This window comes from Paenibacillus sp. MZ04-78.2 (genome assembly GCF_024213375.1).
In the GTDB taxonomy this organism is placed as follows: domain Bacteria; phylum Bacillota; class Bacilli; order Paenibacillales; family NBRC-103111; genus Paenibacillus_G.
Genome location: NZ_JANAVJ010000001.1, coordinates 245,181 through 265,024 on the forward strand (window position 1 = coordinate 245,181; position 19,844 = coordinate 265,024).

Below are 19,844 nucleotides of genomic sequence, written 5' to 3' on the forward strand. Positions count from 1 at the left end.
CGTGCCCTCCTATTCAACTTGAGTTTGCAATTCCGCATGCCGTTTCAATCGGGCGGTCGCCCGGTGGATAAGCGTGCCTACAAGCGGCGCGCGAATTTGAAGCTTCTCGGCGATCTCCGCATAGCTGTAGCCGGAGAAACGAAGCAGCAGCGCCTGCCGGTCCCGTTCCGAAAGCTGGTCCAGCCACCCGCGCAATTCCTCGTGCTCGAACTGCTCCAATACCGTCTCCTCGTTCGACTTGCCTTCTTGCTTCGTTACCCGCAGATGAAGCTCCTGCTTCTCTTGAAGCGCCCGTTCGCGGGCACGCTTGGACATATGATCGTAGGCGATCCGGGTCAATACCCGATGAAGCCAAGCGCCGATCAACTGCGGATCGTCCGGCGGATTGCGGTATAGACGCAGGAATACTTCCTGTGCCAAATCCTCAGCGGCTGCCTCGTCGCGGACCAACGCAATCAATTTTCGGCGCACCGACGGGTAATGCTTATAAAATATATGATGGAAATAATCGGAATCCGGATGTTCCAATGTGAAGTCCTCCTTTCAGCTGCAGCTATACATAAGACAGGGATCAACATTATTTTATATCACCCGGTGAAAATAGAAAAGCATCCGAGCCCTTCCCTTTACCGTAGCGGAAGAATTCGAATGCCAAAAATTCTTTTTAGGCTTTGCCATATTCGCTCGGATTTTCACTCCATGCTTTTAGCGCCTGCAAATCCTGCTCCTGAATGCTGCCGTTCCGAAGAGCGACGTCGAGCAGTACTGAGTAATTCGTCAGCGTCTCAAAAGGAATGCCAGATCCGGCAAAGGCTTCTCGCGCCTTCTCGAACTGATACGAGAAGATGCCGAGTACCCCGAGAGCTTGCGCTCCGGCTTCATTTACAGCCAAGGCCACCTTGAGCGAGCTGCCACCCGTCGAGATTAAATCCTCGATGACCACCGTCTTCTGACCGGGCTTAATCAAGCCTTCGATCAAGTTTTCCTTCCCGTGGCCTTTTGCCTTGTCGCGTACGTAAACCATCGGCAAACCGAGCTTCTGGGCTACCCAAGCCGCATGCGGAATGCCTCCGGTTGCCGCTCCGGCAATGACCTCGGCATCCGGGAAATTGTAGCGGATGAGCGTAACGAAGCCTTCAGCGATCCGTTCGCGAATCTCGGGAAACGAAATGGTGAGCCGGTTGTCGCAGTAGATCGGCGATTTCAGGCCGGACGTCCAAGTAAACGGCTGCTGCGGACGAAGCGCCACGGCGCCGATCGCGAGCAGGTCGGCGGCTATTTCCCCGGCCAGCTCCGGATTTATACGAATCGATGGGGTTGTCATTCAAGTTCCTCCTTAAAAGGGTGTCTTATCTAAATAACGAACCTTAGCACGCTGGTTAAACGGAGGCGATAATCGCTTCCAGCGCCGCTCTCGGGTCCGCCGCGGCTGTGATCGGACGGCCAATGACAATAAAGTCCGTCCCTTGAGCAAACGCCTGTTCCGGCGTCATGACGCGGGATTGATCGCCGATGTCCGCTCCTGCCGGACGGATGCCCGGCGTCACGGTCACAAAGCCGCTTCCGCACGTCTCTTTAATTCGAACAACCTCCAGCGGAGAGGCTACCACACCGTGAAGACCGGCGGCTTGCGTCAATCGGGCATACCGGAGCACCGCATCCTCTATCGTACCTTCGATGCCGATTTCTTCGTTCATGACCGCCTGGCTTGTGCTGGTAAGCTGCGTAACGCCGATGACGATCGGCTTCGAAGCGGCTGCGCCTTGAAGCGCTTTGTCCACGCCTTCCATCGCCGCCTCCATCATCTGCTTGCCACCCGCTACGTGCACATTGAACATGTCTACGCCAAGCTTCGTGATGCTTTCCGCGCCGCCCTTGACGGTATTCGGAATATCGTGCATTTTGAGATCGAGAAAGACGTTGTAGCCTTTTTCTTTAAGCATTTGTACGAACGCCGGACCGGCGCTGTAAAACAGCTGCATTCCCACCTTCAAATAACACGGAATGCCTTCCAGCGACCGGACGAGTGACTCCGCCTGCTTCGCCTCGGCATAATCGAGCGCAACCACGATCCGTTTCGCTGCCGTTAAGTTGGTAGACACAAGTTACCGCCCCTTTTCTTTAAAATCGGATAAATCTGACCGCTCGTAGAAGGGCCTAATCAAGGGATTAGCACAGCATTACGCAAGGAGCGGAACGCTGTGCTAATACAATTGTTGTTATGCGTGATTCGCAGGCATGGCCGTGGATTGGAAGTAGGTAGACTCCAACACGTGCAGCAGCGCGCTAACCGTATCCAGCGAAGTCATGCAGACGATGCCGTTCTCCACCGCTTCGCGGCGAATCCGGAAGCCGTCGCGCTCCGGCGTCTTGCCTTTCGTCAGCGTATTGACGACGAAGTGCGCTTCGCCGTTGCGGATCAGGTCGAGAATGTTCGGCGAGCCTTCGCTCAGCTTGCTGACGCGGGTCACTTGGAGACCGGCGTCCTCCAGAGCCTGTGCCGTTCCGCCTGTAGCGACGATGCGATAGCCCAGTCTGTCGAAGCCGCGGAAGATTTCCATCGCTTCGTCTTTGTCTTTATCGGCAATCGTAGCGATGATCGCGCCTGTCGGCGGAATTTTCATGCCGGAGCCGATCAGGCCTTTATACAGCGCTTTGGCAAACGTTTTGTCGCGGCCCATCACTTCGCCCGTCGATTTCATCTCCGGTCCGAGCGTCGTATCGACACGGCGCAGCTTCGCGAAGGAGAAGACCGGCACTTTGACGGATACAAACTTGTCTTCCGGCCACAAGCCGGTTTGGTAACCCATATCGGCCAGCTTTTCGCCCATAATGACACGGGTTGCGACGTTGGCCATCGGAATTTTCGTCACTTTGCTAAGGAAAGGAACCGTACGCGAGGAGCGCGGGTTGACTTCGATCACATACACTTCGTCTTGATAGATGACGAACTGGATGTTGACGAGACCGACGATCTGCAGCCCTCTGGCGATTTTGGTCGTAATGTCGATAATTTTTTGTTTCAGCTCGGCGGATACCGTCTGCGGCGGATATACCGCGATGGAGTCGCCGGAGTGAACGCCGGCCCGCTCTACGTGCTCCATAATGCCCGGGATTAGTACCGTTTCTTTATCGCAGATCGCATCGACTTCAACTTCTTTTCCGAGCATGTAACGGTCGATGAGAACCGGATGCTCCGGATTGATTTTGACCGCATATTCCATGTAGCTGAGCAATTCTTCGTCGGAGTAGACGATTTCCATTGCACGGCCGCCAAGGACATACGACGGGCGAACAAGCACCGGATACCCGAAGCGGGAGGCCATGCCGACAGCCTCGCCCACCGAGGATACCGTACCGCCCGGCGGCTGTGCGATGTCCAGCTGACGCAGCAGCGCTTCGAATTTTTTGCGGTCTTCAGCCGCGTCGATGTTCTCCAAATCCGTGCCGAGGATGCGCACGCCCGCTTTCACGAGCGGTGCCGCGAGGTTGATCGCGGTTTGTCCGCCGAATTGGACGATAACGCCGATCGGCTGCTCGCGCTCGATGACGTTCATGACGTCCTCGAAGAACAGCGGCTCAAAGTACAGCCGGTCCGATGTATTGAAGTCCGTAGACACCGTCTCCGGATTGTTGTTGATAATGACGGCTTCATAGCCGGCCTTTTGGATTGCCCACACCGCATGCACAGTCGAGTAATCGAACTCGATCCCTTGACCGATCCGGATCGGACCGGAGCCGAGCACGACAACCTTTTGCTTTGTCGTTTCCTTGACTTCGTCTTCTGTCTCGTAAGTCGAGTAGTAGTAAGGCGTCGTCGCTTCGAATTCCGCGGCGCAGGTGTCGACCATTTTATAAACCGGTTTCAGCCCCAAGCCGATCCGGTATGCGCGAACGTCGGCTTCCTGCGTTAAGCTCAGCCCTTTGTCGGCTTGACGGCGCAGTTCGGCAATGGCGCGGTCGGTGAAGCCTTTGCGCTTCGCTTCGCGGAGCAGCTCTTCGCTCAGCTCCGGCTGCAGCAGCTCGGCTTCGAAGGCAATCAAGCCTTCCAGCTTATGCAGGAACCACCAGTCGACCTTGGTCAAATCCTGCAATTGCTGTACGCTGTATCCGCGGCGGAGCGCCTCGGCGATCAGGAAGATCCGCTCGTCGTCAGGCTTCACGAGCCGCAGCTCAAGCGTGTCTTGATCCAAAGTCTCCGCATCTTTCAGATACAGGCGGTGCACGCCGATTTCAAGGGAGCGGACCGCTTTGTGAATCGACTCCTCGAACGTGCGGCCGATGGCCATGACTTCGCCCGTCGCTTTCATTTGCGTGCCGAGCTTGCGGTTTGCCGACGTAAATTTATCGAACGGCCAGCGCGGAATTTTGGATACGATATAGTCCAGCGTCGGCTCGAAGCAAGCGTATGTCTGACCCGTTACCGGGTTGACGATTTCGTCGAGCGTATAGCCGATCGCGATTTTAGCTGCCATTTTGGCAATCGGGTAGCCGGTTGCCTTGGAAGCGAGCGCCGACGAGCGGCTAACCCGCGGATTCACTTCGATGACGTAATATTGATAGCTGTGCGGGTCCAGCGCAAACTGCACGTTGCATCCGCCTTCGATGTTCAAGGCGCGGATGATTTTGAGCGATGCGGAACGAAGCATCTGGTATTCCCGGTCCGACAGCGTCTGGCTCGGCGCAACAACGATGCTGTCGCCCGTATGAACGCCGACCGGATCGAAGTTTTCCATGTTGCACACGACGATACAGTTGTCGTTCGCGTCGCGCATCACCTCGTACTCGACTTCCTTCATGCCGGCGATACTTTTCTCGATCAGACATTGACCGATCGGGCTGTAGCGAATACCGGAGGCAACGGTTTCCAGCAGTTCTTCCTCGGTGGCGCAGATGCCGCCCCCTGTGCCGCCGAGCGTGTACGCCGGACGTACGATAATCGGATAGCCGATTTCATTCGCAAAATCGAGCGCTTCCTGCACCGTCGTGACGATCGTGCTTTCTGGTACCGGCTGTTCCAATTCACGCATCAGATCACGGAACAAATCGCGGTCTTCGGCTTTCTCGATTGCCGTCAACTGGGTACCGAGCAGCTTCACGTTCTCGCGCTCCAGCACGCCGGCGCGCGCCAGCTCAACGGCCATATTGAGACCAGTCTGCCCCCCGAGGGTCGGCAGCAAGCCGTCTGGGCGCTCTTGGCGGATGATTTGGCTGACGAAGTCGAGCGTAATCGGTTCGATATATACTTTGTCGGCCATATTTGTATCGGTCATGATCGTCGCGGGATTGCTGTTGATCAGAACGACCTCGAAGCCTTCTTCTTTCAAAGCCTGGCAAGCTTGCGTACCGGCGTAGTCGAATTCCGCCGCTTGTCCGATGACAATCGGACCGGAGCCGATCACGAGAATTTTTTTGAGGTTATTATTTTTCGGCATAGTGGAGCTCCCCTTTCGATGCGGATACGGCCGTGCTGCCCGCTTTGTATGCCGCTGCGATCTGCGCCTGACGCGGAAGCTGCGGGTTGTTTTGCTTATGGTCGCGGATCAGCTGCAGGAAGTCATCGAACAAGTAGCTCGAATCGAACGGTCCCGGCGCTGCCTCCGGGTGATACTGAACGGAGAAGGCCGGATATTTTTTGTGGCGCAGCCCTTCGATCGTCTTGTCGTTGTTGTTGATATGAGTCACTTCCAAATCCGTGCCGGCGATCGACTCTTCTTTTACGGTGTAGCCATGGTTTTGCGATGTGATGTAGCAGCGGTCCGTAATCAAATCTTTCACCGGGTGGTTGCCGCCACGATGGCCGAATTTCAGCTTTTCCGTATCGGCGCCGCCCGCCAAAGCGAACAGTTGATGCCCGAGGCAGATGCCGAAGATCGGGAATTCGCCGAGCAGTTCGGCAATCATTTTTGCCGCATGCGGCACGTCTTTCGGGTCCCCGGGGCCGTTGGACAGCAGAATGCCGTCCGGCGCCAGCCGGCGGATTTGGTCCGCGGTCGTATCCTGCGGCACGACGACGACGTCGCAGCCGCGCTTGGTCAAGTCGCGCAAAATGCCGCTCTTGGAGCCGAAATCGACGAGCACGACGCGCTCTTTCGTGCCCGGTGCGCTAAACACGCTTTTTGTAGATACGCGGGACACTTGATCAGTCATAAGCGGCGATGCTTTAAGCTGCTCCAGCAGCTCTTCCACACGCTTTTCGGAGGTGGTCAGCATGCCTTTCATGACGCCGTGGTGACGGATGCGGCGAGTCAGCATCCGGGTATCGATGCCGCTGATGCCGATAATGCCGTATTCTTTAAGCAAGCTGTCCAGCGAGTACTCGGCTCTCCAGTTGCTGGGTACCGTTTCATGCTCGCGAACGACGAACCCGTGAATGAACGGGCGAATCGATTCGAAATCGTCGCGCGTAATGCCGTAGTTTCCGATCAGCGGGTACGTCATGGTCACGATCTGGCCGCAATAGGACGGATCGGACAATACCTCTTGGTATCCTGTAATGCCTGTATTGAATACGACTTCGCCAACCGAGTCGCCGGTGCTTCCGAATGCTTTGCCGGTAAACAGCGTACCGTCTTCCAACAACAATCTTGCCTGCATCTGCTGTCATCTCCCTATGTGGTATTAATCCCCCTAAATCCCCCTTTTTAAAGGGGGACCCCAGGGGCGTTGCCCCTGGACCCCCAAGTTGTCGCACAAGGGGGTATGTAGCTTTGAAGGAGCTGCGACGGGGGATCGCGTTTGTCCGGCCGGCGCGGAGGCTGACGCCCCCGCGGCCGGCCGGACACGCTTTACGGTGCTGCGGGTATTCGTGCGCGACGTCACTCAAGCCGTTCTTTCTACAAAATCACTTCTATAAATAAGGAACTTTGTTCCTTTATTTCCCTAACTGTAGATTCCCCTTTTGGCGGTCGTCTACTCGCTTTTCCTACTCGGACCAGACGACGTTGCCGCCGACGATGGTTAAGGTCGGCCAGCCTTTTAAGCTCCAGCCGGTGAACGGCGTGTTGCGTCCCTTGGAGAGGAATTCCGCCGGGTTGACCTTCTTCTCCGTTTCGAGGTCGATCAGCGTCAGATCAGCGGCTTTGCCAACCTCGATCGTTCCCCAAGGAAGTCCGAATACTTGCGCCGGCAGCTTGGTCATTTTATCGAGCAGAAACTCCAGCGTCCATTGTCCCGTAGCGACGAACTTCGTGTACAAGAGCGGGAAGGCCGTCTCGAAGCCGACGATGCCGAATGGCGCAAGCTGCATGCCGCGCGCTTTCTCTTCCTCGCTGTGCGGAGCATGGTCGGTGACCACGATGTCAATCGTGCCGTCAACAAGGCCCTCAATGCAGGCCTGTACATCGCGCGGTGTGCGCAGTGGCGGGTTCATTTTCCAGTTCGCATCCATCCCCGGAATGTCTTCGTCCGACAGCAGCAGGTGGTGCGGGCAGACCTCGGCGGTTACTTTGATGCCGATCTGCTTCGCTTGACGGATCAGGCGGACCGACTGCTCCGTACTGACGTGGCACACATGGTAGTGTACCCCTGTCGCTTCAGCCAGCAAAATGTCGCGACCGACGTGAATCGCTTCGGATTCGTTCGGGATTCCTTTGAGTCCGTGCTTGCGAGCGAACGCTCCTTCGCTAACGGCTGCGCCTTCGACCAGCGTGTTGTCCTCGCAGTGCGCAATAATCGGCATACCGATCGAGGCTGCTTTGGCCATCGCATCCTTCATCATTTGCGCGCTTTGCACGCCGACGCCGTCATCCGTGTAGCCGATGACCCCGGCTTCCTTCAAGGCATCGAAGTCCGTGAGCTCGCGGCCAAGCTCGTTTTTCGTAATGCAGCCGTAAGGCAGGACGCGTACGATGCCTTTGGTTTGCGCCTTGTTCAGCACGTACTGCACCGTATCCACCGTATCGATGACCGGCCGCGTGTTCGGCATGCAGGCAATCGTGGTGAAGCCGCCGCGCGCCGCAGAACGGGTGCCCGACGCGATATCCTCCTTATATTCGAAGCCCGGTTCGCGCAGATGCACGTGCATGTCGATGAGTCCGGGTGCCAGCAGCTTGCCTTGGGCGTCGATAACCGTATGTCCGGCCGTATTCGGTAAAGTCTTCCCTGCGTCGACGATTTGCTCGATGCGCTCGCCATTCGCGAACACGTGCTTTTTCTTTAATTCATTGCCCCCAGCCGACACGCTGGCATTCAATATCCAAATTCCCATGAGAACCTCCGCTTCGTTTCATCTTCGTAGTAGGTCAGGATTCGGTTTAGCTCAGCGCCCGCTCGATGACCGCCATCCGGATCGGCACGCCATGGCTCATTTGCGTAAAAATTTTCGATTTCTCGCATTCCACCAGCTCATCGTCGATTTCTACATTGCGGTTGAACGGAGCCGGATGCATGATGATTGCGTGCGGCGCCATGCGGGCGGCGCGTTCTGCCGTCAACCCGTACGCGGCGCGATATTCCTCCGCCGAGCCGAACAGCGAGCCTTCGTGCCGTTCGAGCTGCACGCGCAGCATCATGATCACGTCGGCTTTCAGCGCTTCGTCGAACGAGATGTAAGGCGCATGCTCTGCAAGCTCGGCGGCCTGCATGATCGGCGGCGCGCAGAAGCTTACTTTGGCTCCCAGCGTTTGCAGCGCCCACAAGTTCGAGCGGGCCACGCGGCTGTGCTGGATGTCTCCGACGATTGCCACATGAAGGCCGCGGATCTCGCCGAACTGCTTGCGCATCGTATACAGATCGAGCAGCGCCTGCGTCGGATGCTCGTTGTTGCCGTCGCCCGCGTTGATCAGCGGGACTTTGATTTTTTGCGCCAGCTCGGCCAGCAGCCCGTTGGGCTTCATGCGGATGACGCCGGCGTCGATGCCCATCGATTCGAGCGTACGTACCGTATCGTAGATCGATTCACCCTTCTGTACGCTGGAGACGGCTGCCGCGAAGTTGAGCACTTCCGCTCCGAGCCTTTTTTCCGCAACCTCGAAGGAGAATCTCGTTCTTGTGCTGTTCTCAAAAAACATGTTGGCGACAAAGCGCCCCTGGAGCTGGTTCGTCACTTTTACCGGATGCTGTTCCCAGTGGGCCGCACGATCAAGGATCGCGTTCAGTTCTCCGGCGCTTAGTCCTTTGGTGCCTAGCAAATGTTTTTCCGACTGTACTTGAAGCTGTGTCATTCGTTTGGCCCCCTCTGTCCTGTAATGACGACTTGATCCACCCCATCCACTTCATTCACCTGTACCTCGATACTTTCGAGCCGGGACGTCGGAATGTTTTTCCCTACGAAATCCGGACGAATCGGCAGTTCCCTGTGCCCCCGATCCACCAGCACCGCCAATTGAATCATTTGCGGCCGGCCGAGATCCATCAGGGCATCCATGGCTGCCCTTACGGTGCGTCCCGTGAACAGCACGTCATCGAACAAAATAAGCTTTTTGTTGTGAACCTCCAGACGATCGTTCGCCTGCTCGCTTCCCGACGCATCTTCCCGGGCTCCCGATACGGTCGCTTCCAGCAAGCCGCTCCGGTCGTCCCGGTATTTGGTCACATCCACTTCGCCGATGGGAGCGGGTATGTCCTCGATCTCGCGGATGCGGTCAGCCACCCGCTTCGCAAGGTGAATCCCCCGTGTCCGGATACCGATTAACATGCAGTTTTCGAAACCCTTGTTTTTCTCCAATATCTCATGGGCAATACGCGTCAGAGCCCGCCGTATCGCGGTTTCATCCATTAACACATGCTCAGCAGACTGCATCGGTCAGGCAACCTCCTTCACCAAAGCTTTCGCGATTTTGACCATAAAAAAACCTTGCCGTATCGGCAAGGTTTGCGCACACAGGAACAGAACAGGTCACACCGGGACGGACACACCTCACCGGCATCTATGCCGTCGGGAGCATCCGCTTGGACCGTTCGATTCGTCGTTCACCTTGCCAGCCTCACGGGACTGATTTTAAAGGTGCTATTCAGTTACAAGCATTATGCCATGTTCGACACCCGATGTCAATACTCTACGAATCGCGCCCTAATCGCCCCCGGTTCAATCGGCCAAGGATTGCTAGGGCATGCGTTTTATGCTATAAAAGATGTAGTTCGTGATCTTCGGGACAACGGATCATGCCCGTTTGTCGTTCACGGTATCACTACATAAGGAGCTGGAATCCCGTTTATGTCGATCGAAATGAATACGGAAGATGTCATTAATCTCATTAAAACAAGCAAGAAAAAGACCCCGGTTAAAGTATACGTCAAAGGCGACCTGGAATCCATCTCCTTCGGAGACCATATTCAAGCGTTCATCTCCGGCAAAAGCGGCGTGCTGTTCGGCGATTGGGCGGAAGTAAAAAGCGTGCTGGACGCAGAAGCCGGCAAAATCGAAGACTACGTGGTGGAAAATGACCGCCGCAATTCCGCAGTACCCCTGCTGGACCTCAAAAATGTCAATGCCCGCATCGAACCGGGCGCGATCATCCGCGACATGGTCGGCATCGGCGACAACGCGATCATTATGATGGGAGCCGTGATCAACATCGGCGTAACCATCGGCGAAGGTACGATGATCGATATGAACGCCATTCTCGGCGGCCGCGTGAAAGTCGGTAAAATGTGCCACATCGGCGCAGGCGCTGTCCTCGCGGGCGTGATCGAGCCGCCTTCCGCGCAACCGGTCGTGATCGAGGACGACGTGCTCGTCGGAGCTAACGCCGTTATTCTCGAAGGCGTACGCGTCGGACAAGGCTCCGTCGTCGCTGCAGGCGCAGTCGTTGTTGAAGACGTGCCGGAGTTCAGCGTCGTTGCCGGTACCCCTGCCCGCGTCATCAAAAAAGTGGACGACAAAACGAAGTCCAAAACGGAAATTTTGAAAGACCTGCGCAACCTGTAATTCGGCGCATTCAAGGCTCGGCGATCTGACGCCGGGCCTTTCTCTTCATTCTCTAACCTAAGGAGGCATTGCTGACATGTCCGTAGCCGTTAACCCGAGCCGCTTTGTCCAAATTCGCAGAGATTTGCATAAAATCCCGGAGCTCGGGTTTCAAGAGTTTAAGACCCAGCGGTATTTGCTGGATTACATCGCATCCTTGCCGCAAGAGCGGCTCGAAGTCCGCACTTGGCGAACCGGCATTATCGTAAATGTGAAAGGAACCGCGCCCAAGCGTCGGTTCGGCTACCGCGCCGACATCGACGGCTTGCCGATTACGGAAGATACCGAGTACGATTTCCGTTCGGAGCATCCCGGCTTTATGCACGCTTGCGGACACGACCTGCATATGTCCATCGGCCTCGGCATCCTGACTCATTTTGCACAGCAGCCGATCCGCGATAATCTGACCTTTATTTTTCAGCCCGCGGAAGAAGGACCCGGAGGCGCCAAGCCGATGCTCGAATGCGAAGAGCTCCGGGAGTGGATGCCTGACGAAATTTTCGCCTTGCACGTCGCGCCGGAATATCCGGTAGGCACCGTGGCTACGAGGCCCGGCATCTTGTTTGCCAATACTTCCGAGCTGTTCATCACCCTGACAGGCAAAGGCGGACATGCAGCTTTCCCGCACAACGCGAACGATATGGTCATTGCCGCATGCCAGCTTGTAGGACAACTGCAAACCGTCATTTCCCGCAATGTGAATCCCCTTGATTCGGCGGTCATTACAATCGGTAAAATCGACGGCGGCACGAAGCAGAACATTATCGCCGAGACAGCCCGCCTGGAAGGAACGATACGGTCGCTCTCCGCCGATACGATGTCGCTCGTCAAGTCCCGGATCGAGGCGCTCGTCGCCGGAATGGAGACGGCTTTCGCCTGCAAGGCCGAGATCGACTACGGCGCCAATTACCGGCAGGTGTTTAACGAAGCGGATGTGACGGGCCAATTTATGACCTGGGTTCGAGATACGGACCATTCAGTTCCCCTTCAGTTGATCGAATGTACTGAAGCGATGACCGGGGAAGATTTCGGTTATTTTCTCGAGACAATACCCGGATTTATGTTCTGGCTCGGCGTCGGGACCCCTTACGGACTGCATCATGCGAAGCTTGAGCCGGACGAACGCGCCATCGACTTCGCCATCGACCTGATGAGCCGCTTCCTGAATTGGAAAAGCGAACAATAGCAAAAAAGCTTCTCATCACCATCTCTGTCACAGAGAACGGATGAGAAGCTTTTATTTTTACCTACAGGCCGCTTACGAATACCTTCAACCGCTCCATGGCCCGCTCCAACACATCCATCGAATAAGCGTACGATAAGCGAACATAGCCTTCCCCGAGCGCGGAGAACGCATCTCCCGGCACAACGGCTACCCGCTGTTCATTCAGCAGCTTCATGGCAAAATCCATAGAAGACAAGCCAAAGCGCTCAATCGAAGGGAATAAATAAAACGCTCCCTCCGGCTTCGCCAGCTCGAAGCCCATCTCGACGAGCCGGTTATAGACGAAGTCCCGGCGCTTCACGTATTCGGCTCGCATCGGCAGCGCATCGTCGATTCCCGCCGTCAGCGCTTCGATGGCTGCATACTGGCTGATGGAGCTTGCGCAAGTAACGTTGTATTGGTGTACCTTCACCATGTGCTGCGTCAAATAAGCCGGGGCAAAAGTAAAGCCGATTCGCCAGCCCGTCATCGAGTGCGATTTCGACAATCCGTTTATGACGATAGTACGCTCCCGCATCCCAGGCAGGGAGGCGATGGAACGATGAGGCCCGTCGTAGATCAGCTCGCTATAGATTTCGTCGGAAATGACGAACAGCTTGCGCGATTCGAGCAGCCGGGCAATGTCGGCAAGCTCCTCAGCGCTCATCACCCGGCCGGTCGGATTGGACGGATAGGCCAGAATGACGCACCGTGTTTTGTCGGTCAGATACGGCTCCAGCACTTCCGCCGTCAGCTTGAAGCCGGTGCCGCGGGTATCCGCATACACCGGCACGCCGCCGCACAGGCGAATGAGCGGCTCATAGCCCGGGTAGATCGGACCCGGCAAGATCACTTCGCTTCCCGGCTCCAAAATCGTGCGAAGCGTAATGTCCAGCGCCTGACTCGCACCTACGGTTACAAGCACTTCTTCCAGCCCGGAATAGCTGAGCCCGTATTTGCGTTCGATGAACGCCGCCGCAGCCTGCCGCAGCTCCGGTAGACCCGGATTCGACGTATAGGTCGTCCGCTGCTCTTCGATCGCCCGCTCGGCCGCGCGCATAATGTGGTCCGGCGTCGGAAAATCAGGCTGACCGATCGTCAACGTGAGGGCGTCTTTATAATTCGCAACCAAATTGGAAATTTTCCGGATGCCGGAGATTTGAATCTCCTTGACACTCGGATTAATTAAGCGCTCAAGCTGTTCCATAACGTTCCCCCATGTTCCTTACCTTGTTCTTAGCACTTCCAGAACCCGCTGCATATCGTCCGGAATCGGCGCTTCGAACTGCAGCTCCGCTCCCGAGCGCGGATGCTCGAATCCGAGCACGGCCGCGTGAAGCGCTTGTCCCTCCATCAAAACCCCTTTATTTTTGGAAGGACCATACGCCGGATCTCCCACAAGCGGATGTCCGATAAACTTCATGTGCACCCGAATCTGATGCGTGCGCCCCGTCTCCAGCTTCAGTTCCAACAACGTGTAATCGCCGAACCTCTCCACTACTAGAAAATGCGTTACCGCATGCTTGCTGTTCCGTTCGGTGACAGTATACAGCTTCCGATCCTTCGAATCGCGTCCGATCGGCGCATCGACGGTGCCGTTCTCATGCGGAACGTTGCCATGCACAAGGGCAAAATATTTGCGATTGACCGTATGGGCCTTCAGTTGGGCAGCCAGCCCCGAATGAGCCAGATCATTTTTCGCAGCCATCAGCAGACCCGACGTATCCTTATCGATACGATGAACAATGCCGGGCCGAATGACGCCGTTAATGCCGGACAAATCCTTGCAATGATACAGAAGCGCATTGACGAGCGTTCCGCTGTAGTGTCCGGGCGCCGGGTGCACGACCATGCCCCGCGGCTTGTTTACGACAATTACGTCCGAATCTTCATACACAACGTCCAGCGGAATCGGTTCCGGCGTAAGCACCAGCTCTTCCGGTTCGGGCATGACCAGTGTCATCGCGTCTCCACCGGAAAGCTTGTAGTTTGGCTTCACCGCGCGGCCGTCGACCTTCACGCAGCCGTCCTTGATCCACTGCTGCACTTGCGTGCGGGACACTTCTTCCTCCAGCGCTTCCGTGATGAACTTATCGATTCGTTCTCCAGCGTCTTCCGGCTCGGCCGTCCATTCGAATCGCTGATCCTGTTCCAACCATCCTTGCTCGGTCACATTCATGATTGTGCATCCCCGCTTTCCAGCTTGTTGGCGGCGTTTTGTTTCGATTCCTGGCGCCAGCTGATCAGCGATTCCACGAAGATCAAGGCGACACCGACGACAATCGCAGAATCGGCAACGTTAAAGATCGGAAACGGATAGTTCACCGGGATACCGAAAAAACTGAAACGGAAGTGAAAATCGAGAAAATCCACAACTTCGCCAAATAGCGCACGGTCGATAAAATTGCCTAGCGCGCCTCCGAGCAGCAAGCTCAGAGCAAAAGGCAACAGCTTCTTTCCTTCTTTACGCGTCCTCTGCAAATACCAGACCACCCCAACCGCTACAAAAACGGTAATGACCAGGAAAAACCAGCGCTGATTTTGCAAAATACCGAAAGCCGCTCCGGCGTTCCGATGAGAAGTGATTTGGAAAAACTCGCCGATGACCGAGCGCGATTCCCCCAGCTCCAAACGGCTTACGATGAGCCATTTGGTAGCCTGGTCCAACAGGAGAACGATGAAAGCGTAAATGTAATATCTCAAGATAACAACTCCTTATTGGGCTTGCTGACAACCTGCATACATTTACCTAGCTAAAAACAACGGGCAGCGCGAAAAATAACAATACATGCTTGCTTTAATCAAAAGGAGGCGCTTTTCTTGACAAACCTTCCGTTCGAATCCGGTTCATCCGGTCCGCTTACCGGGCAGCAACTGCAAGCGCTCAAAGCCAAGCTGACGGAAGAAAAGCAGTGGCTGGAGCGGCACTTGGAATCGCGCGAGCATATGGGACTTGGCGATTCCATGCGCGTCCAGACCGGCGAGCTTTCCAATTACGACAACCATCCGGCCGACTTGGGCACCGAGATGTACGAGCGTGGCAAAGATATCGCTCTTCACGAAAATGCCGAGCACCAGCTTACCGACATCAACGAGGCTCTCGCACGCATGGAATCGGGGGAATACGGCATTTGCCGGGTATGCGGGCAGCCGATTCCGCACGAACGGCTGGAAGCCGTCCCTACAACCGCATACTGCGTGGAGCATGTACCCGACCCCGATATGTCCCAACGCCGTCCCGCGGAAGAAAAATTTCTTGACCCGCCGTTCGGAAGAACAAGTCTCGACGAACGCGAGGGGCAAAATCAATTCGACGGCGAAGACGCTTGGCAAATCGTCGAAAGCTGGGGAACGTCCAATACGCCGGCGATGGCCGACGATCCGAACGAGTCCGACAGCTACAACGAGATGCAGATCGAAGCCGATGAGACCGAAGGATATGTCGAACCGATTGAAAGCTTTCTTGCAACTGACATGTACGGCCGTCAAGTCACGGTTGTCCGCAACAAGGCGTACCAACACTATATGCGCAGCGGCGAAGGAGACGGCTTGCTCGAACCCGAGGAAGAAGCCGAAGACCGGTTCCCGTAAGGCTATGAGCTAGTACGTTTTTCTTCCTTCCAATTGGTACTGCACATGCTTGACAATATCGGCAATATAATCCCCGATAATAGGCAAGTTTAACACGTTAAGCGCCTGAAGCAGATACAGGATGGTTGAAGCGAATATAGTAAAACCGATCGCAATGCCTACGCCGCGTGATATCCCGGCAATCAGGTTGGTCCAAAGCAGGCGGATCGGGCTGTTCATGAGCAGAACGTAGTCGGCAATTTGCGTCCTTTCGATGTCCGCAGCAATTTCGCTTACTTTTTTGTGCACCTGTTCAAGCAGTTTTTCCTGATCGTTCTTTTTCGTCGTCTGTTCCATTGCGCAACCCTCCCGGGTTTCATGTAACGAGCTTTCCATGGGAAGAACTTCACCTCCCATGGATGGCTCGCTAGCCCATTAGCCTACAGCGCCGGCTTTCAGCACTCCCGAGCAGCGTTTGCACAGCGTCGGATGCTCGGAGTCATGACCGACCTCCGGCGTAACGATCCAGCACCGTTCACACTTCTCCCCATCGGCTACTACGATTTTTACGGCAAGCCCCTTGAATGTTTTAGCTCCCTCGGAAGCTGTCTCGTCAGGATGATGCACCTTCACCGCGGAAACGATAAACAACAGATCCAACCGCTCGAAGCTACCGAGCAGCTCGTACGTCTCCGCACTCGGGTACAGATGTACCGAGGCACTGAGCGAATTGCCGATCAGCTTCTCCTTTCGTGCTTCTTCAAGCGCCTTCAGTACGTCGTCACGCACGCCGCTGAACTTTTCCCATTTTTGTTCCAGATTCACATCAAACAAGCTTAGATTGACCGTCGGCATCTCCGCGAGTTGTACGCTCGGCAGTGTCGTGCCAGGAATGTATTTCCATACTTCGTCGGCCGTATGCGGCAAAATCGGAGCAATCAACTTAGTTATTGCCGTCAGCGCTTCGTATAATACGGTTTGCGCCGCTCTGCGGGCCGGATCGGACGGAAGGCTGGCATACAGCCGGTCTTTCAAAATATCCAGATAGAACGCGCTCATATCGACCGCGCAGAAATGGTTCACCGTCTGATACACCACGTGGAAATCGTACTTGTCATAGGCCTTGATGACACGATCCGTCATCCGGTGCAGACGCAGCAGCGCGAACCGGTCTAGTTCGCTCATTTGTTCTACGGCTACGCGATCTTTAGCCGGATCGAAATCGTTCAGGTTGCCGAGCAAAAAGCGCAGCGTATTGCGGATTTTCCGGTAGCTCTCGGCAATCTGGTTCAAAATGTTATCCGAGATGCGCTGATCCGCTTGGAAATCGGTCGAAGACACCCACAAGCGCAAAATATCAGCGCCCAGCTTGTTGCACATCTGGTTCGGATCGATCGTGTTGCCAAGCGATTTGGACATTTTACGTCCTTCGCCGTCCAGCGTAAAGCCGTGGCTCAGGATGCCTTTGTACGGCGATTGTCCTTTGACCGCCACGCCGGTAACTAAAGATGAGTTATACCAGCCGCGGTATTGGTCCGAGCCTTCCAGATATAGATCGGCCGGCCATTGCAGTTCTTCCCGTGTTTCGAGCACCGCCGAATGGCTGGACCCGGAATCGAACCAAACGTCCATAATATCCGTTTCTTTGCGGAAATGGTCGTGACCGCATTTCGGACAGACGGTGCCCGTCGGAAGCAGCTCTTTCTCCACACGCAGGAACCAGGCGTTGGAGCCTTCCTGCTCAAAAATCGAAGCGACATGCTCGATTGTCGTCTCGTTGACCAGCGGATCGTTGCAGCTGCGGCAGTAAAAGATCGGAATCGGCACGCCCCATGCCCGCTGACGGGAAATACACCAGTCGCCGCGGTCGGCGATCATGTTATGAAGGCGAATCTCGCCCCACTCCGGCGTCCAGTTCACGCGCTTGATTTCGTCCAGCATCGCTTGACGGAATTGATCTACCGATGCGAACCACTGCTCTGTCGCGCGGAAAACGACCGGCTTCTTCGTCCGCCAATCATGCGGATATTGATGCTGAATAAAGCCCATTTTCAGCAGGTGGCCGCTTTCCTGAAGCTTTTCCGTGATCGCCTTATTGGCTTTATCGTAAAACAGCCCTTCAAAGCCCGGCGCTTCCGCTGTCATATGCCCTTGATCGTCCATGGGACACAAGACACCCAGACCGTATTTTTGCCCGATCACGAAGTCGTCTTCCCCGTGCCCCGGAGCGGTGTGTACGCAGCCCGTACCAGCTTCCAGCGTTACATGCTCGCCGGTCATCACGAGCGACGTCCGATCGTAGAACGGATGGCGGCAGAGCACATGCTCCAGCTCACTGCCCTTGAACGACTGCAGAACGTTCGCATCGGCCCAGCCAATCTCCTTCGAGGCCGCTTCGAGCAGTCCTTGCGCCAGTACAAACTTCCGGCCCCCCGCTTCCACCAGGACGTAATCGAAGTCCGGATGAATGCTGATCCCCAGGTTTGCCGGCATCGTCCAAGGCGTCGTCGTCCAGATCACGATGGCGGCGTCCTCGGGCAGCTTGCCCTTGCCGTCCTGCACGTCGAAGGCGACATAGATTGAGGGGGATGTCTTGTCCCGGTATTCGATCTCGGCCTCCGCCAGCGCGCTTTCCGAAGAAGGCGACCAGTACACCGGCTTCAGCCCTTTGTAGATATAGCCTTTCGTCACCATTCCGCCGAAAACGCGGATTTGCTGGGCTTCGTATTCAGGCAACAGCGTAATATATGGGCGGTCCCATTCGCCGCGTATGCCGAGACGCTTGAACTGCGCTTTTTGCTTCTCCACCCATTGCAAGGCGTAGTCTTTGCAATAGTCGCGGAATTCCGGCACGCTCATTTTTTTTCGATCGACTTTGCCGCTGTTGGTGATCGCCTGCTCGATCGGCAAGCCGTGCGTATCCCAGCCCGGCACATAAGGCGCATCGTAGCCCTGCATCGTTTTGAAGCGGACGATAATGTCCTTTAAAATTTTGTTCAGCGCATGGCCGATATGAATGTCGCCGTTCGCATACGGCGGTCCGTCGTGCAATACAAACTTCGGTTTGCCCTTACGGCTCTCCTGCACTTGACGGTAGATATCCGTCTCGTCCCAATGCTGCTGCATTTTCGGTTCAGCCTGCGGAAGGTTGCCGCGCATCGGAAAATCCGTTTGCAGCAGGTTTAGCGTTTTTCCATAATCCATCGAATGTCTCACTCCTAACTGATTTTACAACAAAAAAGACCTCGCATCCCTAAGGGACGAGAAGTCTCGCGGTACCACCCTGATTAAGACGACCAAGCGTCAAAGCAATCGTCCGTAACGTTCACGGCCGCTGCCCGGCTCGAAGTCTTCGCTCCATGATCGATAACGGGATCAGCCGATGCTCTTTACTTCCGGAATGAGGTTCAAGAGATGCTCCTGGGGGATATTCCTTGACCGCCGAAGTCCGGGCTCGCACCATTCCCCCGGTTCGCTGGCCTCTGCTGGACGTCAAGTACTCGTCCCAGTCATCGCTTTGATTCATGTTAACTTATACTGGGAGTATAGCGGAAATGAGCTGCCACGTCAACTTGGGCCAACTTACGGCTGCTCAATTTCCATCCGTTCGAGCGAGCTCCAATCTTCCTTGCTGAGCAGCTCCAACTGCGCCTCGATAAGCGTGCGGAACCGGGTCCGGTAGATTGACGCCTGCTTCTTCAACTCCTCGATTTCTACCGATACTTTACGCGCTTTGGTCAGCGAATCGTTAATGATGCGGTCGGCGTTCTTTTCCGCTTCTTTAATAATCAGTTGCGCTTCTTTCTTCGAGTTATTTTTCACTTCATCCGCAGCTTCCTGCGCGATGATGATCGTTTTGCTAAGCGTTTCTTCGATGTTGGCAAAATGGTCCAGACGCTCTTGAATCGCGGCCAACTGATTTTGCAGCTCTTTATTTTCACGGATCAGCGATTCGTAATCTTTAATGACCTGATCCAGAAATTCGTTCACTTGATCTTCGTCATATCCCCGAAACGAGCGGCTGAACTCCTTGTTATGTATATCGAGCGGTGTTAAAGCCATTGCTGCACCTCCTGCAAATTTGGCAAAGAAGCATGATCCTTGTTGTCCGCGCATGCGTAATCCTATATTCGACAGTTGCTGGCATATTCCTGCATCGGC

Annotated in this window: 17 protein-coding genes and 1 other annotated feature; of the genes, 3 read left to right on the forward strand and 14 right to left on the reverse strand. The window is 55.4% G+C overall.

Going from position 1 to position 19,844, the window contains the following annotated elements; all coding sequences use genetic code 11:
- Nucleotides 1–9 precede the first annotated feature (9 nt).
- The 8 genes from NLX71_RS01110 to pyrR all read right to left on the reverse strand — a co-directional run bounded on the left by NLX71_RS01110 (nucleotide 10) and on the right by pyrR (nucleotide 9,742).
- Nucleotides 10–528 carry a sigma-70 family RNA polymerase sigma factor gene (locus tag NLX71_RS01110; protein WP_254361654.1) on the reverse strand — a complete coding sequence of 173 codons (519 nt, stop codon included), beginning with the start codon at nucleotides 526–528 and terminating at the stop codon, nucleotides 10–12.
- Between the two features lie 136 nt (nucleotides 529–664).
- The gene (gene pyrE, locus NLX71_RS01115) at nucleotides 665–1,324 is read right to left on the reverse strand and encodes an orotate phosphoribosyltransferase (RefSeq protein ID WP_254361655.1); all 660 of its coding nucleotides are present in this window, start codon (nucleotides 1,322–1,324) and stop codon (nucleotides 665–667) included.
- Between the two features lie 55 nt (nucleotides 1,325–1,379).
- Complete coding sequence (gene pyrF, locus NLX71_RS01120; protein WP_254361656.1) at nucleotides 1,380–2,102, reverse strand: orotidine-5'-phosphate decarboxylase; 723 nt, start codon at nucleotides 2,100–2,102, stop codon at nucleotides 1,380–1,382.
- A gap of 117 nt (nucleotides 2,103–2,219) precedes the next feature.
- Nucleotides 2,220–5,435 carry a carbamoyl-phosphate synthase large subunit gene (gene carB / locus NLX71_RS01125; RefSeq protein ID WP_254361657.1) on the reverse strand — a complete coding sequence of 1,072 codons (3,216 nt, stop codon included), beginning with the start codon at nucleotides 5,433–5,435 and terminating at the stop codon, nucleotides 2,220–2,222.
- Nucleotides 5,422–6,597: a glutamine-hydrolyzing carbamoyl-phosphate synthase small subunit gene (gene carA, locus NLX71_RS01130; protein ID WP_254361658.1), complete on the reverse strand. Its 1,176-nt coding sequence runs from the start codon at nucleotides 6,595–6,597 to the stop codon at nucleotides 5,422–5,424. Before carA ends, carB begins: the two co-directional genes overlap by 14 nt.
- Before the next feature lie 328 nt (nucleotides 6,598–6,925).
- Entirely contained in the window at nucleotides 6,926–8,209 is a 1,284-nt protein-coding gene (locus NLX71_RS01135; protein ID WP_254361659.1) for a dihydroorotase, read from the reverse strand.
- 46 nt (nucleotides 8,210–8,255) lie between these two features.
- Nucleotides 8,256–9,164: an aspartate carbamoyltransferase catalytic subunit gene (locus NLX71_RS01140; RefSeq protein ID WP_254361660.1), complete on the reverse strand. Its 909-nt coding sequence runs from the start codon at nucleotides 9,162–9,164 to the stop codon at nucleotides 8,256–8,258.
- Nucleotides 9,161–9,742, reverse strand: coding sequence for a bifunctional pyr operon transcriptional regulator/uracil phosphoribosyltransferase PyrR (gene pyrR, locus NLX71_RS01145; protein WP_254361661.1), 582 nt, complete (start codon nucleotides 9,740–9,742; stop codon nucleotides 9,161–9,163). Before pyrR ends, NLX71_RS01140 begins: the two co-directional genes overlap by 4 nt.
- A gap of 414 nt (nucleotides 9,743–10,156) precedes the next feature.
- Here pyrR and dapD point away from each other — a divergent pair, with 414 nt between their 5' ends.
- The gene (gene dapD / locus NLX71_RS01150) at nucleotides 10,157–10,870 is read left to right on the forward strand and encodes a 2,3,4,5-tetrahydropyridine-2,6-dicarboxylate N-acetyltransferase (RefSeq protein WP_090670002.1); all 714 of its coding nucleotides are present in this window, start codon (nucleotides 10,157–10,159) and stop codon (nucleotides 10,868–10,870) included.
- A 76-nt stretch (nucleotides 10,871–10,946) separates the two neighbouring features.
- A complete protein-coding gene (locus NLX71_RS01155) occupies nucleotides 10,947–12,095 on the forward strand; it encodes an N-acetyldiaminopimelate deacetylase (protein WP_254361662.1) in 1,149 nt (382 codons plus the stop codon).
- Between the two features lie 61 nt (nucleotides 12,096–12,156).
- Here NLX71_RS01155 and NLX71_RS01160 read toward each other — a convergent pair whose 3' ends face one another.
- The 3 genes from NLX71_RS01160 to lspA are packed head-to-tail and all read right to left on the reverse strand — an operon-like array spanning nucleotide 12,157 to nucleotide 14,816.
- Entirely contained in the window at nucleotides 12,157–13,320 is a 1,164-nt protein-coding gene (locus NLX71_RS01160) for an aminotransferase A (RefSeq protein WP_254361663.1), read from the reverse strand.
- 18 nt (nucleotides 13,321–13,338) lie between these two features.
- A complete protein-coding gene (locus NLX71_RS01165; RefSeq protein WP_254361664.1) occupies nucleotides 13,339–14,292 on the reverse strand; it encodes an RluA family pseudouridine synthase in 954 nt (317 codons plus the stop codon).
- Complete coding sequence (gene lspA / locus NLX71_RS01170; RefSeq protein WP_254361665.1) at nucleotides 14,289–14,816, reverse strand: signal peptidase II; 528 nt, start codon at nucleotides 14,814–14,816, stop codon at nucleotides 14,289–14,291. The genes NLX71_RS01165 and lspA overlap by 4 nt, the downstream gene beginning before the upstream one ends.
- Before the next feature lie 117 nt (nucleotides 14,817–14,933).
- Between lspA and NLX71_RS01175 the strand changes: the two genes are divergently transcribed.
- Entirely contained in the window at nucleotides 14,934–15,704 is a 771-nt protein-coding gene (locus NLX71_RS01175) for a TraR/DksA C4-type zinc finger protein (protein WP_254361666.1), read from the forward strand.
- Between the two features lie 9 nt (nucleotides 15,705–15,713).
- On the opposite strand, the gene NLX71_RS01180 is transcribed toward NLX71_RS01175, so the two are convergent.
- The 3 genes from NLX71_RS01180 to NLX71_RS01190 form a co-directional block, all read right to left on the reverse strand.
- Complete coding sequence (locus NLX71_RS01180) at nucleotides 15,714–16,040, reverse strand: DUF5665 domain-containing protein (RefSeq protein WP_254361667.1); 327 nt, start codon at nucleotides 16,038–16,040, stop codon at nucleotides 15,714–15,716.
- Between the two features lie 78 nt (nucleotides 16,041–16,118).
- On the reverse strand, nucleotides 16,119–18,887 hold the full coding sequence (ileS, locus tag NLX71_RS01185) for an isoleucine--tRNA ligase (RefSeq protein ID WP_254361668.1): 2,769 nt from the start codon (nucleotides 18,885–18,887) through the stop codon (nucleotides 16,119–16,121).
- Between the two features lie 49 nt (nucleotides 18,888–18,936).
- Nucleotides 18,937–19,205: a binding site (T-box leader), on the reverse strand.
- 60 nt (nucleotides 19,206–19,265) lie between these two features.
- Complete coding sequence (locus NLX71_RS01190; protein ID WP_254361669.1) at nucleotides 19,266–19,745, reverse strand: DivIVA domain-containing protein; 480 nt, start codon at nucleotides 19,743–19,745, stop codon at nucleotides 19,266–19,268.
- Between the last annotated feature and the right edge of the window lie 99 nt (nucleotides 19,746–19,844).

Bases quoted from the DNA above. Each gene is read 5' to 3' on its own strand.
- ileS (WP_254361668.1), bottom strand. From the start codon at position 18,887: ATGGATTATGGAAAAACGCTAAACCTGCTGCAAACGGATTTTCCGATG.
- NLX71_RS01190 (WP_254361669.1), bottom strand. From the start codon at position 19,745: ATGGCTTTAACACCGCTCGATATACATAACAAGGAGTTCAGCCGCTCG.
- NLX71_RS01165 (WP_254361664.1), bottom strand. From the start codon at position 14,292: ATGAATGTGACCGAGCAAGGATGGTTGGAACAGGATCAGCGATTCGAA.
- carB (WP_254361657.1), bottom strand. From the start codon at position 5,435: ATGCCGAAAAATAATAACCTCAAAAAAATTCTCGTGATCGGCTCCGGT.
- NLX71_RS01160 (WP_254361663.1), bottom strand. From the start codon at position 13,320: ATGGAACAGCTTGAGCGCTTAATTAATCCGAGTGTCAAGGAGATTCAA.
- NLX71_RS01135 (WP_254361659.1), bottom strand. From the start codon at position 8,209: ATGGGAATTTGGATATTGAATGCCAGCGTGTCGGCTGGGGGCAATGAA.
- dapD (WP_090670002.1), top strand. From the start codon at position 10,157: ATGTCGATCGAAATGAATACGGAAGATGTCATTAATCTCATTAAAACA.
- NLX71_RS01180 (WP_254361667.1), bottom strand. From the start codon at position 16,040: ATGGAACAGACGACGAAAAAGAACGATCAGGAAAAACTGCTTGAACAG.
- NLX71_RS01155 (WP_254361662.1), top strand. From the start codon at position 10,947: ATGTCCGTAGCCGTTAACCCGAGCCGCTTTGTCCAAATTCGCAGAGAT.
- pyrR (WP_254361661.1), bottom strand. From the start codon at position 9,742: ATGCAGTCTGCTGAGCATGTGTTAATGGATGAAACCGCGATACGGCGG.
- NLX71_RS01140 (WP_254361660.1), bottom strand. From the start codon at position 9,164: ATGACACAGCTTCAAGTACAGTCGGAAAAACATTTGCTAGGCACCAAA.
- pyrE (WP_254361655.1), bottom strand. From the start codon at position 1,324: ATGACAACCCCATCGATTCGTATAAATCCGGAGCTGGCCGGGGAAATA.
- carA (WP_254361658.1), bottom strand. From the start codon at position 6,597: ATGCAGGCAAGATTGTTGTTGGAAGACGGTACGCTGTTTACCGGCAAA.